We start from the raw sequence: 13,556 nt of genomic DNA, 5'->3' as shown, positions 1-13,556 counted from the left end.
GCTCAGACCCCCTTGCGGATGGCGAGCTGGGCCAGGCGCAGGCCTTCGGCGACCCCGGCCCGCCACGCCTGCTCGGTCGCCACGACGGGGTGCTCGGTGCGGGCCCAGCGGCGCCGTTCGATCTCCAGCCGTCGGACGAGGCGGCCGACTCCGGTCGCCGCCCTGGGACGGGTACTGGTGTTCGTGTTCATGCCGTCATCTCCATCTCCGCCAGCGCCGCCGTGGGGCTGCTGGTCTCGCCGTCTCCGAAGCAGCCCGGGCAGACCCCGGAACCACCACACGCCCCGCACTCGATGCTGTTGATCGAGTCGCCGTAGCCGTCGCACACATCGCAGGACCGGCTACCGCTGCATTCGCCACACACCACCGCAGATCACCCCTGGCAGGGGACATAGGTGTCCCCGTCTCGGAATTACTGGGAATTGCCGGAACACCATTCCGGCGACAGAAAGTGGGCCGCTACATCAGGCGGCCGGCCCGCACATCACCGCGGGCGACACCGACCACTCAGAGGTCGGTCAGGAGTGGTTCTCGTCGTCCTTGCCCCGGCGCATCGGCGCAGGGGTCGAGTGGGCGTGCTTGAGGCCCATCGCCTTGAACGCGATCCCCGACACCGTCCGACCGTCCGCAGACTCGATCGAGTACGGGTTGATCTTCGGGTCGATCAACTGGACCCGGGCGTCCTCCCCGAACCCGTCCCCGGGGTCGGCGGTCAGGGTCACCTTGATCTCCTCGCCCTTCGGTGCGCGCTGCCCCGCCTGGACCTGGAGCTTCGCGAACAGCGACACCACGAACTGCGTCACCCCGTCCCGGTCGGTCACCGGCACCTCGGCGCCGTTGGCGTCCTGGCGGGTCTTGGGTGCGGGCGGCTCCACCACTGTGAGCTTGTAGCCGTCGAGCACCACCGGAAGATCCCTCATCGCTCTCTCCTTCGTTCACCTGACCAGCTTGGCTAGCCATCTCAGAATGACCGGCTTGGCTAGCCATGTCAAGCACGAACGGAGAAGATGGCTAGCCGGGCTAGCCAGCCGACCGATACCGTGGAGCCATGAGCACGCCAGCCGAGTTCCTCGCGCACCTGGACCCGGAGGATCCGCGCACCCCGTCGCAGCAGATCTCCAACCAGATCCGCGCCGCGATCAAGCTCGGCAAGCTCAAGGCCGGGGAGAAGCTGCCCTCGCAACCGGACCTGGCTGAGCGCTACGGCGTCGCCCGCGAGACGGTCAAGGCCGCACTGCGCCCCCTCTACGCCGAGCGACTGCTCATCAGCCGCCAGGGAAGCGGGGTGTTCGTCCGCGCCCAGACCGAGCTACCGGTGGGGCTGCGCCCGCACATCGAAGCCGCCTTCGAGCGGCCACACGTGCGCATCGACTTCGCCGGGTTCTCCGGCGAGACCCTGGCCAACACCCTGTCCGAGGTCCTGGACAAGGTCCGCGCCGGACGCTTGAGCCCGGAGTCCATCGCCGTGCGGATCATGCTGTCCGACCCCGGCGTCCCCCTCGCACTCCCGTGCCGAGCCGACACCGCGGCCGATGACCCGGCTGTTCGCAGGCGCGCTGATCGCATCACCCGCCGCGCGGTGGACAGCATCACCGACGGAGTGCAGGAACTCGCCGACCTGGGTCTGGTGAAGTCCGCGACCGCCGAGGTGCGAGCACACAGCGCGTCGCCGCTGTTCAAGCTCTACCTGATTAACGACGAGGAAGCGTTCTTCGGCTTCTACCCCGTCCTGGAACACACCGTCACCATCGACAAAGCCCCCGTGCCGATCTTCGACCCGATGGGCAAGGACGCCACCCTGTTCCACTTCTCCACCGGCGACGACGCCGACACCAGCAACGGCCCCCAGTACGTCACCCAGGCACGCACCTGGTTCGACTCCGTGTGGACCACCATCACCCGGGAGTACCCGCAGTGACCCTCCCGACCGGCACCCGCACCCAGCTCGCCGACCTGCTCCGCGGCGCCCGGGTCCTGCTCCTGGACTTCGACGGGCCCGTCGCGCACCTGTTCGCCGGCCACCCCGCGCCCGAGGTCGCCGCCGCCGTCCGGCAGTTCGCCACCGTGCACGGCATCGACCTCAGCGAGACCCGCACCGATGACCCGCTGGTCCTGCTCCGAGCCGCGTACCGGCACTCGCCCGAGTCCGGTCGTGACGTCGAGGCCCACGTCATCGAGCACGAGACCCGCGCCGCGACCGTCGCCGAACCGACCCCTGGAGCCCACGAGCTCATCCGCACCGCCATCGCGACCGGCCACACCGTGCTGATCGTCAGCAACAACTCCGAGCGAGCCATCCGCACCTACCTGGCCCGCCACGACCTCACCGAGCAAGTCGCCCAGATCGTCGGCCGCCCCTTCGGGCACCCCGAGCAGATGAAGCCGGACCCCCATCTGCTGCACGCCGCGCTGGACATCGCCCGAGCGGCACCGAGTGACGCGGTGTTCATCGGAGACTCGATCACCGACGCCCTCGCCGGGACCGCGGCGGGAGTGCCGTGCATCGGCTACGCCAAGCAGCCCGAGCGCGCCGAGGGTCTGGCCGACGCGGACGCCCTGGTCGTCGTCGACGACATGCACACCCTCGCCACCGCACTACGCCCGTGACACCGCTGCACCCCGACATCGCCCGAGCCGCACACGCGCGATGGCCCGACCGCGCACCCGCCTGGATTCAGGCGCTACCCGTCGAGCTGGCCGAAGTCTGCGCCGCACTCTCGGTCACACCGACCGGCCGGACGTTCTCCGCCAGGTCGGCCCACGTCGTCGAAGCCACGACCCGTACCGGCACACGATTGATCCTGCGGTCGAGCCCCGACCCTGACGCCGTCCACCAGGCCGCTGTACTGGACCAGCTCGCGCGTGTTGGCCTGGCACCTGTGGTCCATCTCCTGCGGAACACGCCCACGAGCACGTGGACGGCAATGGACGCGGTCGAGCCCGGCGCATCGTTCGCCGAGCAGGAACCGCAGCCACGGGATCTCGCGGGCGCAGCGGCGATGCTCCGCGTCCTTGCCAATGAGGGCGGCGCACCCTCAGTCCCGAGCATCGTCCCGTGGCTCCGGACACGGCTCACCGATCCGCCGGCCGATGACCAGCCACCACACCGCGGCCCCGAGCCCGCCGAAGCCCGCGAGTCCGCCAGCCTCGTCCTTGACCAGCTCGCCACCGACATGGCGGTCGGGCTGTGCCACGCCGACCTCTCGCCGCCTAATGTCCTGCACGGCAAGTCCAGGCTGTGGTTCATCGACCCCCGCGGGATGAACGGCGAGGGCGCCTATGACGTCGCCGTGCTCGCGCTCAAGCTCAGCGACGACCACCTCGGCACCGCCAGAGCCCTGGCCCGCAGCATCGCCCTATCCAGCGGAGTCAGCCCCGACCGAGCTGACGCATGGGTCACGGTCGCCGACGCCGCCACCGTCTGACCGCGGCGCCACTCCGAACGTCAAGCATCAGGTGAGACCCGAACGTCAAGCATCAGCCGGGACACGACAATAGCCTCAGCACTCGCCGTGTCTAGACCTTCCATTCGGTATCAAGGCGGCGCCTCCGGCGCCGCGCCGCTTTCCGTCGGGCGGGGCATGCGGCCTCCGGCCGGTCCCCGCCCGACGCGCGGCAGGTCGTACTGCGATATCCAGGATGCGCGGTGGGCTACCGTCTCAACGAACCCAGCTACACGAACTCCCCAGGGAGGCCGAACGGCATGAGCGACCGACATCGGAAGCTTATCGACGGCAACCGTGAGCTGTTGGAGCGAGGAGAAGCGAGACTAAGGGACTCCGCCACCCGCAGCCGACGCCAACACCATTCCCCAAGAGTAGACCTGCAAGCAGAATATTTCCTCTTGGACGACGGTTCGGCTCACCACTCGCAAGCGTCGGGATGGAGGATGGTCCCCGACGTCATCGTAGAAATGCTGGTCAACTCTGCCGAAGCAAGCTTGGACTCAGATCCAGAACGCCGGGAAACTCAGCAGCGCTTTCGCGAACTAGAGAAGAGACGGCTCGCTTACCCGTTCCTGGCCGCATGGCGACTCACAATTGAGGTCCAACTTAAATCAACAATCGATTCGGTGAACAGCGTCCTTCCTGGTGGCCCGCTCGCGGGTCGCGCAAAGAAGGAGATGAGCCGTCATGATGTGGCCTATTTGTGGTCCTACCTCACAACCCGCCAACTGCCCACGCTGAGCAATGAACTCAAGCCGCTCCTGCCTCGTCTGCACCTGAGCGGCCCGACTCCTGGTTTCGACTTCACCGTGACCGAGGCAGACGAGGCGACAATCCAGAATCTAGTTCGGATCGATCCCGATGGCCAGACGTTGCGTTACGACTCCTCCCTGGACGGGAAGCGGAATCTCGCTCACACGCCGAGCATCGACATCAGCGAGATGCACCGACAGCTGTCCGATGTCTACGCATGGCTCAGCGACATCAGCGGGGTAGCTCTCAGCGTCAGAATCGTCCGAGAATGCGAGTCGGAGATAGAAGCGATCGAAGCCCATTTGGAGAATGGGCGGACTAGTGCCGCCAAACCTTCACGGCAGACACCAGAAGAATCAGAGCCAGGGCGGGAATGAGCACGATATTCGGAATAACTCCTAGCAGTAGGGCTCCAACCAGGGTGCCGACTACCGATCCAGCCGACATGGCCACGACGAGCCGACCATTCGACCGAAGGACTCCGAATGCCTGATCACGACTGTAGCGAGCGAAGGCCACGATCATCGTCGGCAGAGAAACCGCGAGAGACAGACTCCCAGCTAGTTTGATGTCCACACCATAAAGCAGAACTATTGTCGGTATCAGCAGCTCACCTCCGGCCACACCCATAATCGCAGCCACGACGCCGATTCCGAATCCAGCCACGAGTCCGGCAATGATTCGAACGGGACCAGATAACGCGAGAGCAGTCGGCGCCCCGTCGAGATGGGTGAACACGAGTGCGGCAGCCATGAGAACAAGAAGCGCTGCGAGGACCTTGTACAGCGTGGCGGTCCGCATCCGAGTAGCCCAGGATGCACCCACCCAGGCGCCGATCAGACTGCCAACGAGCAGGTTGACTGCTACTGGCCAGAGCGGAGCAAGCGCCGCGTACGGCACGGCCACGAGGCGCGCAGGCAACGCTGTGACCACGACAGCAAGGCTCATCGCCTTATTCACGATCACAGCATGGAGCGCGACGAACCCGAAGATGCCAATGAGAAGTGGGAGCCGGAACTCCGCACCACCGAGCCCGATCATCCCGCCAAGGAGCCCCACCGCACCACCGGCCCCGAAGGCGGCGGGCAACGAGCTTCGGAGTCGGCCAGCGAGCCCAGTGCTAGAGACATGCGAGTCGTCCGACACCTCGGAAAAGTAGCTGTAGGACGCGAAAAGCGAAAGATCATGCCCTCGCCGGGCGGGCAGGTCTCCGGGATGGCCGGGGCGTGGCATCCCGTCGACCTCCCGGAGGGCTACCACACGACACCCCGGGGGCGGAGCTACATGCCTTCGACCGGCGGTTTCGTCGAGGGCCGCCCCCGGGGCGCCGCGCGGTCGGGCGCTGCCAGGTCGACGGGATGCCACACGAAAGCCTCGGTCAGGCTATTTAGGCGGAGCAGATCCGGAACGAACCGGCAATGTCCCCCGCTACATGTGGGGACTCGCACGACGATCACCGAGAGGGCTGGACCGCGAAGCCCCGTGTAGGAACAGCCAGTTAGAGGTACAGATTCGGTACAAGCCACGGCCGATCCTCCCCGTCACGGACTGGCACGGGATGACAGAGAACAGCAGGTCAGTGCACGATCGTTCGTGAAAGCACTGGTCAACCACAGTTCACCAACTACCGCTGACCGACCGCCCCGGGCCGTGCGTCACCCGGCGGGCGGCCCGACGGGCTGGACGACCTCGGTCCGCCACGTCGCCGGATCGGGGTTCTCGCCGGGGTCGGTGAGGTAGGTCTCCCACGGCGGCCCGCTCGCCACACGCCCCTCCGCGGCCAGCCACGACTCGAGTACGCCGTAGGTCTCGGTCAGCGTCTCGTAGGGGCCCACGTGCACCGCGACCGCAGCCGGTCCCGCCGGAAGGGTGACCGCGGTGACACCCTCCGGCAGGTCACCGGTGGGCGGCGCCGCGAGCGGCACACCACCCTCGATGAGGACCGTGCCCATGCCGATCTCGACGTAGCGTGTGAACGGCGGCCCGCTCATCGCCAGTCCGTTGCCGAGGGCGTGCTCGAACACCTGCGGCAGGATCTCGGCGAGGGCGGCGGGGATCCCGTCCCGGGTGACCCGCCGTCGGACGACGAGTGCGTGTACCGCCTGCTCCTCACGCACGGAGACGGTGCTGTTCATGTGACGGTGCTCCTCGTCGTGGGGCTCGGTCGGAAAGGTCGCCGCGCGGTACAGCCCGATGCACGGCGCGGCTCGCGTCACCGCCTCTGCATGGACCGCAGCGACGGCGTGCCCGCCGGGGTACAGCCCGCGGGCCCGGTAGTGCCGGGGTGCGAGTCCGAACCTGCGGGTGAAGGCGCGGGTGAACGTCTCGTGCGCCGCGAAGCCGTGCGCCCGCGCCACCGCGGCGATCGACTGCCGGCCGCTGAGCAGCTCGGCTGCGGCCCGGCTGAGCCGCACCCGGGACGTGTACGTCCTGGGCGTCTCGCCCACGGCGGCGCGGAACCGGCGGTGCAGGTCGAACCGGGACCGGTGGGCGAGCGCGGCGACGACGGCGAGGGACACGTCCTCCCTCGTCCGGGCGTTGACCGTGGTCAGCAGCCGCAGCAGGTCGGCGGAGAGCGGCACGGCGCGAGCCTACGACCACTCCCGGTCCCCGGCCTTGACGAATCTTGCGCAACCCGGCCGCGGCGCCGCCCGCCACCGGGCCGGGCGACCCCTCATCCGACCGGGAACCGCACCCCGGGGAGCTCCTCGGAGACGGTCCACAGTCGCTGCTGGAAACCCGCCGGCCCACGAGCCGACCTGTCCGGACCGGACGACACCCCGTCCCACCTGCTGATTCACCGCCTCGACGGTCGTCACGGCCGGACGTACCGTCGGCTCGACCGACGGGAGGGAGGTGGCATCGCCGATGTTCGTCGCCGTCCGGCGCCTGCACATCGACCTGCAGCGCACCGCGGGTGCGCACTGTGCCGGCTCCCCCGCCGTCGTCGTCCCCGGCTGTCGTCGCACCGTCTAGCGACCCGCCACGCGGACGCTCCCCGGGGCCGGCTCCGCGACAGCGGGCGCGCGCCGACCGGGGACCCCCGGCGCGGCGACGGCGTCCTCTGCACACCCCAACCTCAAAGGAACAGACATGCCGTTGCACGACAAAGGATCCCTCCTCGAGTTCGACCTGAAGGGCGAGGGCCGGGGCGTCCTGCAGGAGGTGTCCATCGCCGGCAGCGAGCACACCGTGCGCGCCGAAGGCCATCCCGCGTTCGGCGGGACGGACAGCGCCCCCAGCCCGCTGGACTACGCGCTGGCCGCCGTCGTGTCCTGCAACCAGGTCACCGCCCGGATCGTCGCGCTCGGCGAGGAGATCGAGATCGGCGAGTTCCACGGCCGGGTCGAGGCGGAGCTCGACAACTCGGTGCTCGTCTTCGGCGCCGACGGCAACCCGAACTTCTCCTCGCTGAAGCTGACCGTCGAGGTCGAGACCGCCCTCGACGACGCCGCGTTCGAGCGCTTCGTCGCCGAGGTCAACCGCCGCTGCCCGCTGACCCAGCTGTTCGTGCGGTCCGGGGTCGACGTCACCACCGACTGGACGAACAAGGCGCTGGTGCGTTCCTGAGCGTCGCCGGGCGGACCCCTCCGGCCGGGTCCGCCCGGCACCTCACCAGCCCGACGCCAGCACCAGGATCACCGTCCCGTGCGTCACCGTCGCGGCGAGCACGCCGTGCCGGTGCCGCACCCAGGCGCACAGCAGCCCCTCGGCCAGGGTGAACGCGAGCACCGGCCATCCGAGCCCGGTGACCGTGCTCGCCAGGAAGACGTGCCCGGCGGCGAAGAACAGCCCGGACAGCAGGATCGTGCGCGCCGGCGGGTAACCGAGCGGCCCGCCCAGGTAGCCCTGCAGCAGGCCGCGGAACAGCACCTCCTCCAGCAGGTTCCCGCCGAACGCGAGCACCGCCAGCGCGGGCAGCAGGGTCACCGCCACCGCGCCGCCGCGCTGCTCCAGCGGCACCGTCCACAACAGCGCCGTCAGCGGGACGAGCAGCACCGCGGCCGCGCCGAGCGCGGTCAGCAGCGCCCGCGGCCCGAGACCACCCCACACGACGAGCCCGCGCAGGTCCGGCGGCCCGTACGCGATCGCGAGCGCGCCGCCCACCCCGATCGCGCCGAGCGTCACCAGCACCAGCGGCTCGGCCGGGAACCGCAGCCACGTCGCGCCGCCGGTGGTGCCGATCGACCAGAGGCCCAGCGGCGTCATCGCGTCCCGCACCAGGACGAACCCGAGGATCAGCACGACGATCCGGAGCAGCGGCGACGACCGGCCCAGCGCCAGGAACAGCGCGGCGAGCACGATCAGCCCGGGCAGCAGCCGGAGCGGGTAGTCGACGAACAGGACGCTGGTCACACGATCAGCCTTCGTGGTCGGATGGGTGCCGACAACTCGCGTCCACACGGGGGTGGCGCCGTGCGCAGAACACCACGTCAGACCCGGTCCCGGGAGACCGTGGAGATCATCCTGACGGCGGCTGCTCAGGTTTTCCGGCGCGAGGGCATCGCGGCGACGACGAACCGGATCGCCGAGCGCGCCGGCGTCTCGATCGGCTCGCTGTACCAGTACTTCCCGCACAAGCAGGCGCTGCTCGACGCGCTCGTCGCCCGGCACGTCGCGCACGCCCGGTGCACGCTGGACGCCGAGTTCGCCGCGCTGCGCGCCGACCCGCCGGAGCCGGTGGCGGCGGTGCTCCGGATCGCCGACACCGCGGTGGCCCTGCACGCCGACCATCCGCACCTGCACGCGCTGTTCGCCGGCTTCGCGACCCGCACCGCCGCCGGGGTCGCCGCGGTGGACCGGCTGCGCGCGGACTGCGTGGCCGAGGTCGCGTTCCACCTCGCCCGGCTGCCCGCCGGCAGCGGGACCGACAGCGGGACCGACAGTGGGACCGACAGCGGGAGCGGCCCGGCGGCGGACGCGCAGGAGCGCGCCCGCACCGTCGTGCACGCGGTGGACGGGCTGCTGCACCACGCCCCGGCCGATCCGGCGCGGCAGCGCGCCCGGATCCGGGACCTGCTCCGGCTGGTCGCGGACTGACTACAGGACGGGCATCCGGTCCGCCCAGGGGCGGGCCCGCTCCAGCTGCGCGGCCAGCGCCAGCAGCTGCGGCTCGGCACCCGGGCGGCCGACGAACTGCACGCCCAGCGGCAGACCGCCGGCAGTGGTGTGCAGCGGCACCGTCGCGGCCGGGCGGCCGGTGAGGTTCGCGAGCTGGGTGTAGGGCACCGGGGCGAAGTTGGCGTCGACCAGGCCCTCGACCAGGTTCATCCGGCCCAGCAGGCCGCCCGCGCGCAGCGTCAGCAGGCCGCGCGCGACCAGCTTCACCGGACCGGCCAGGTCCAGCTCGCCGATCGGCCACGGCGGGCGCGCCAGGGTCGGGGTGAGCAGCAGGTCGTAGCGCTCGTGGAAGGTCGCGAGCGCGCGGGTGTGCTGCTGCCAGCGGGCCTGCGCGGCGAGGTACTCCGGCGCCGTGGTGGCCCGCCCGATCGCGGCCATCACCCGGGTCTCGGTCTCGAACGCGTCGTCGCCGCAGCCGGTGAGCGACCGCGCCCCGTCCACCTGGGAGGCGATCATCCCGAACCAGGTGGTGAGGAAGTCGGTCGCCAGCCTGCGGCCGTCGACGGCCGGGGCGGACTCCTCGACGACGTGCCCGAGCGAGCCGAGCAGCTCCGCCGCGCCGGTCACGGCGGCCACCGCCTCCGGGTCCACCGGGCCGCCCAGCGGGGACGCGGTGCTCAGCCCGATCCGCAGCGGGGCCGGATCGTCGCGCACCGCGTCGGCGTAGGGGCGCTCCGGCGGCTGCACCCGGTACGGCCCGTCCGGTGCGGGTCCGGCCAGCACGTCGAGCATCGCCGCCGAGTCGCGCACGGTCCGGGACACGACGCCCTGCACGGCGGCGCCGTGGAAGCCCTCGTCGATCTCCGGGCCGGACGGGACGACGCCGCGGCCGGGCTTGAGCCCGAACAGCCCGCAGGCGGCGGCCGGGATCCGGATCGAGCCGCCGCCGTCGCTCGCCCCGGCGACCGGCACGATCCCGGCGGCGACCGCGGCGGCCGCCCCGCCGGAGCTGCCGCCCGGGGTGCGGCCCGGGTCCCACGGGTTGCGGGTCGGGCCGCCGGCGACCGGCTCGGTCACCGCGCGGGCGCCGAACTCGGGCGTCGCGGTCCGGCCGAAGATCACCAGCCCGGCGTCGGTCCAGCGCCGGACGACGGTCGACGTCTCCGGTCGCGGGTATCCGGCGAGCGCCCGCGAGCCGCTGCCGGTCGGGACCCCGGCGATGTGCTGGGAGAGGTCCTTGACCAGGAACGGGACCCCGGCGAACGGCCCGGACAGCGGGCCGCGGGCCCGGGCCCGGGCGGCGTCGGTCATCCGGTGCCGGATCGCGTTGATCGTCGGCTCGACGGCGTCCGCGCGGTCGGTCGCCGCGTCCAGCAGCTCGGCCGCGCTCACCTCACCGGCCGCGACCAGCGCGGCCAGCCCGACGGCGTCGTGCCTGCGGTAGTCGTCCCACCCGATGCCCATGGGGCGATCGAATCAGACGCTCACGGCTCCGACACCGGGGCGGGCGGCGCGGGCGCCGGGTCCGGTGCGCCGTTCACCCCGGCGACGACGCCGAGCGTGAGCAGCAGCGCGGTCGCCGCGCCCAGCGCGGCGGGCAGCACCGGGCGCACCTTCGACGGCAGCTCCGGCAGGCCGGGCACACCGGTCGGGCGGCCCGCGGTGCCCTGCACCGGGCCCGGCCGGAACGGCTCGGGGAGCCGCGCGACCGACGGGTCGCCGTCGGTCCGCGGGCGGGGGATCACCGGCAGCGCCTGGGTGGGCGCGTCGCCGGGATCGGCCGGCAGGTCCGCGCGCTCCGGGGCCGGCGCACCGGGCCCGCCGTCCGGGGCGTGCGGCGCCTCCCGGTCCGCGAACAGCTCGTCCCCGGCCGGCGACGGCTGCGGGACGGCGGCGGGGTGCGGCCCGTCCAGCGGTGCGCCGTCCGGCGCGGCGGCGGTGTACGGCCCGTCCACCGGTCCGTCCGCCGGCGCGACGTCCGGCGCGACGGCCTGTTCGGGGACGGACGCCCGCGGTGTGGCGTCGGCTCCGGTGCCGGCTCCGGGGCCGTCCCACGGGCCGTGCTGCACCGGCACGGACGGTCCCGTGTCGGACAGCGCGTGCCGGGGCTTGCGGCTCGGGGTCTCGCTCATCGGTCCTCTTCCGCAGGGGAGCTCTGCCACCCCTACATCGCCCGGGGCCCCCGGCACCGTTACGCGTCCGCGATCTGCGGTGCGTACGTCCGGACGCCGTCAGCGGGCCATCCGCTGCAACCGCGCGATCCGCTCCTCCATCGGCGGGTGCGTGGAGAACCAGCGGGCCATCCGCTCGCCGGGGCGGAACGGGTTCGCGATCATCAGGTGCGACTGCGAGGTGAGCCGCGGGTCCGGCGGGAGCGGCGCGGCGGCCGTCCCGTACTTGAGCTTGTACAGCGCCGAGGCGAGCCCCAGCGGGTCCCCGGTCAGCTCGGCCCCGGACGCGTCGGCCTGGTACTCCCGGGAGCGGCTGACCGCCATCTGCACGATGCCCGCGGCGACCGGGCCGAGCATCGCGACCAGGATGATCGCGATCGGGTTGGGCCGGTCCTCGTCGCCGCCGCCGAAGATCGACGCGAACATGGCCATGTTCGCGATGAACGACACGGCCGACGCCATGGCACCGGCCACCGAGGAGATCAGGATGTCCCGGTTGTAGACGTGGCTGAGCTCGTGCCCGATCACGGCCCGCAGCTCGCGCTCGTCGAGCAGCTGCATCAGGCCGGTCGTCACGCACACCGCGGCGTTGCGCGGGTTGCGTCCGGTCGCGAACGCGTTCGGCGCCTCGGTCGGGCTGATGTAGAGCGCCGGCATCGGCTGGCGCGCCTTCTGGCTGAGCTCGCGCACCATCCGGAACAGCTGCGGGTACTCGGCCTCGGTGATCGGCTGCGCGTGCATCGAGCGCAGCGCGAGCTTCGCCGAGTTGAAGTAGGCCCAGCCGTTCATCGCCAGCGCGACCACCAGCGCGATCACCAGGCCGCTGCGACTTCCGATCAGGCCCCCGATCGCGATGATCAGGGCACTCATCGCGCCGAGGAGCACGGCCGTCTTCAGGCCGTTCATGTGGCTGTGCACGCCGCCCTCACCTTCCGTGCGGTCCTGCAGGGGGTTCACCTCGTCGAACGGACGAACCGGTCACGACGTTCCCGGCGTGCCCGGCATGTGATCCAGCACCATCCGGGATGGGTGCACACGGCCCGGCGACGGGTGCATGATCCTTGACATGAGCGACAGCGAGGTCCGCACAGGAGCCGGCACGGGCACCGGCATCGAGGTCCGCACCGACGTCACCGACGGCGTCGCGGTGCTCACCGTCTCGAACCCGGCGCGGCGCAACGCGCTCAACCTGGAGCTGTCCGGCCGGCTCGTCGCGGCCGTCGACGAGGCGGTGGCGGCACCCGGGGTCGGCGCGATCGTCGTCACCGGCGAGCCCCCCGCGTTCTGCGCCGGCGGCGACCTGGCCGAGCTGGAGCAGGCCGATCCGGCGACGCTCAAGCGCGTCTACTCGGGCTTCCTCGCGCTCGCGAACTGCCCGCTGCCGACCCTGGCCGCGGTGAACGGCGCGGCCGTCGGGGCCGGCATCAACCTGGCGCTGGCCTGCGACGTGCGGCTGGCCGGCCCGACCGCCCGGTTCGACGTGCGGTTCATGCAGCTCGGACTGCACCCCGGCGGCGGGTTCACCTGGATGGCGCAGCGCGCGCTCGGCGCCCAGGGCACCGCCGCGATGACCCTGTTCGGCGACGTCCTGGACGCCCGCGAGGCCGAGCGGGTCGGCCTGGCCTGGCGCGCCTACGACAGCGACGACGAGCTGCTGGCCGCGGCCCGCGAGCTGGCCGGCCGGGCCGCGGCCGCCCCGCGGGACCTGATCGAGACGACGAAGGCGACCATGCGGGTCACCTCCCGGCTCGACGCGCACGCCGACGCCACCGACATCGAGGTCCGCGCCCAGGCCGAGTCCGTGCACTCCGCGGCGTTCGCCGAACGGGTCGCCGCCCTGCAGAAGAAGATCAGCAGTCGGTGAGTGACGTCACTCCCACGGAGTGGACCCGGCCTGTGACGTCGCCCGGGGCTGCGCGACGCTGGTCCGATTCGCGAGTTAACCTCGACTTAGCACCGAACTTTTCGACGGAACCGGGGGCCGATCTGCCCATGACCACCAGCGACACTCCTGTCGAGGCACCTGAGTCCGGAGGCGCAGCGGACCCGCGGGTCGTGCAGCGTGACCGGGTGGTGATCCGGTTCGCGGGTGACTCCGGTGACGGTATGCAGCTGACCGGTGACC

16 protein-coding genes are annotated in these 13,556 nt (G+C 71.4%); 8 read left to right on the top strand and 8 right to left on the bottom strand.

Features of this window, described 5'->3' with window-relative positions; genetic code table 11:
• Positions 1 to 2: 2 nt before the first annotated feature.
• Both ABD160_RS27640 and ABD160_RS27635 read right to left on the bottom strand, forming a co-directional pair.
• On the bottom strand, positions 3 to 191 hold the full coding sequence (locus tag ABD160_RS27640; protein WP_344027703.1) for a hypothetical protein: 189 nt from the start codon (positions 189 to 191) through the stop codon (positions 3 to 5).
• Positions 192 to 518: 327 nt separating this feature from the next.
• Positions 519 to 920, bottom strand: coding sequence for a hypothetical protein (locus ABD160_RS27635; protein WP_344027700.1), 402 nt, complete (start codon positions 918 to 920; stop codon positions 519 to 521).
• 128 nt (positions 921 to 1,048) lie between these two features.
• On the opposite strand from ABD160_RS27635, the gene ABD160_RS27630 reads away from it, so the two are divergent.
• The 4 genes from ABD160_RS27630 to ABD160_RS27615 all read left to right on the top strand — a co-directional run bounded on the left by ABD160_RS27630 (position 1,049) and on the right by ABD160_RS27615 (position 4,576).
• Positions 1,049 to 1,918 carry a winged helix-turn-helix domain-containing protein gene (locus ABD160_RS27630; protein ID WP_149666807.1) on the top strand — a complete coding sequence of 290 codons (870 nt, stop codon included), beginning with the start codon at positions 1,049 to 1,051 and terminating at the stop codon, positions 1,916 to 1,918.
• A complete protein-coding gene (locus tag ABD160_RS27625; protein WP_344027695.1) occupies positions 1,915 to 2,607 on the top strand; it encodes an HAD family hydrolase in 693 nt (230 codons plus the stop codon). Before ABD160_RS27630 ends, ABD160_RS27625 begins: the two co-directional genes overlap by 4 nt.
• Positions 2,604 to 3,425: a phosphotransferase gene (locus tag ABD160_RS27620; RefSeq protein WP_344027692.1), complete on the top strand. Its 822-nt coding sequence runs from the start codon at positions 2,604 to 2,606 to the stop codon at positions 3,423 to 3,425. The genes ABD160_RS27625 and ABD160_RS27620 overlap by 4 nt, the downstream gene beginning before the upstream one ends.
• A 464-nt stretch (positions 3,426 to 3,889) precedes the next feature.
• A complete protein-coding gene (locus ABD160_RS27615; protein WP_344027689.1) occupies positions 3,890 to 4,576 on the top strand; it encodes a hypothetical protein in 687 nt (228 codons plus the stop codon).
• Here ABD160_RS27615 and ABD160_RS27610 read toward each other — a convergent pair.
• On the bottom strand, positions 4,518 to 5,345 hold the full coding sequence (locus ABD160_RS27610) for a TSUP family transporter (RefSeq protein ID WP_344027687.1): 828 nt from the start codon (positions 5,343 to 5,345) through the stop codon (positions 4,518 to 4,520). The two genes, ABD160_RS27615 and ABD160_RS27610, sit on opposite strands and share 59 nt — an antisense overlap.
• A 509-nt stretch (positions 5,346 to 5,854) precedes the next feature.
• Entirely contained in the window at positions 5,855 to 6,781 is a 927-nt protein-coding gene (locus ABD160_RS27605) for a helix-turn-helix domain-containing protein (protein ID WP_344027685.1), read from the bottom strand.
• Between the two features lie 274 nt (positions 6,782 to 7,055).
• On the opposite strand from ABD160_RS27605, the gene ABD160_RS27600 reads away from it, so the two are divergent.
• Both ABD160_RS27600 and ABD160_RS27595 read left to right on the top strand, forming a co-directional pair.
• Positions 7,056 to 7,175 carry a putative leader peptide gene (locus ABD160_RS27600; RefSeq protein ID WP_344027682.1) on the top strand — a complete coding sequence of 40 codons (120 nt, stop codon included), beginning with the start codon at positions 7,056 to 7,058 and terminating at the stop codon, positions 7,173 to 7,175.
• Between the two features lie 117 nt (positions 7,176 to 7,292).
• Complete coding sequence (locus tag ABD160_RS27595; RefSeq protein ID WP_344027680.1) at positions 7,293 to 7,769, top strand: OsmC family protein; 477 nt, start codon at positions 7,293 to 7,295, stop codon at positions 7,767 to 7,769.
• A gap of 42 nt (positions 7,770 to 7,811) precedes the next feature.
• Here ABD160_RS27595 and ABD160_RS27590 read toward each other — a convergent pair whose 3' ends face one another.
• A complete protein-coding gene (locus ABD160_RS27590) occupies positions 7,812 to 8,555 on the bottom strand; it encodes a CPBP family glutamic-type intramembrane protease (RefSeq protein WP_344027677.1) in 744 nt (247 codons plus the stop codon).
• A gap of 99 nt (positions 8,556 to 8,654) precedes the next feature.
• On the opposite strand from ABD160_RS27590, the gene ABD160_RS27585 reads away from it, so the two are divergent.
• Complete coding sequence (locus ABD160_RS27585; protein WP_344027674.1) at positions 8,655 to 9,239, top strand: TetR/AcrR family transcriptional regulator; 585 nt, start codon at positions 8,655 to 8,657, stop codon at positions 9,237 to 9,239.
• Here ABD160_RS27585 and ABD160_RS27580 read toward each other — a convergent pair whose 3' ends face one another.
• The 3 genes from ABD160_RS27580 to htpX form a co-directional block, all read right to left on the bottom strand.
• Positions 9,240 to 10,724 (bottom strand): amidase, encoded by a 1,485-nt coding sequence (locus tag ABD160_RS27580; RefSeq protein WP_344027671.1) that lies wholly within the window; start codon positions 10,722 to 10,724, stop codon positions 9,240 to 9,242.
• 20 nt (positions 10,725 to 10,744) lie between these two features.
• The gene (locus ABD160_RS27575) at positions 10,745 to 11,392 is read right to left on the bottom strand and encodes a hypothetical protein (protein ID WP_344027668.1); all 648 of its coding nucleotides are present in this window, start codon (positions 11,390 to 11,392) and stop codon (positions 10,745 to 10,747) included.
• 99 nt (positions 11,393 to 11,491) lie between these two features.
• On the bottom strand, positions 11,492 to 12,349 hold the full coding sequence (gene htpX, locus ABD160_RS27570; RefSeq protein ID WP_344027665.1) for a zinc metalloprotease HtpX: 858 nt from the start codon (positions 12,347 to 12,349) through the stop codon (positions 11,492 to 11,494).
• 148 nt (positions 12,350 to 12,497) lie between these two features.
• Between htpX and ABD160_RS27565 the strand changes: the two genes are divergently transcribed.
• Positions 12,498 to 13,295 (top strand): enoyl-CoA hydratase, encoded by a 798-nt coding sequence (locus ABD160_RS27565; protein WP_344027662.1) that lies wholly within the window; start codon positions 12,498 to 12,500, stop codon positions 13,293 to 13,295.
• Positions 13,296 to 13,556: the final 261 nt, after the last annotated feature.

Origin of the sequence: Pseudonocardia kongjuensis (assembly GCF_039526905.1) — a bacterium.
Taxonomy (GTDB): domain Bacteria; phylum Actinomycetota; class Actinomycetes; order Mycobacteriales; family Pseudonocardiaceae; genus Pseudonocardia; species Pseudonocardia kongjuensis.
The sequence above is the reverse complement of the archived record's forward strand: the minus strand, read 5'-3'. Positions and strand labels throughout refer to the sequence as shown.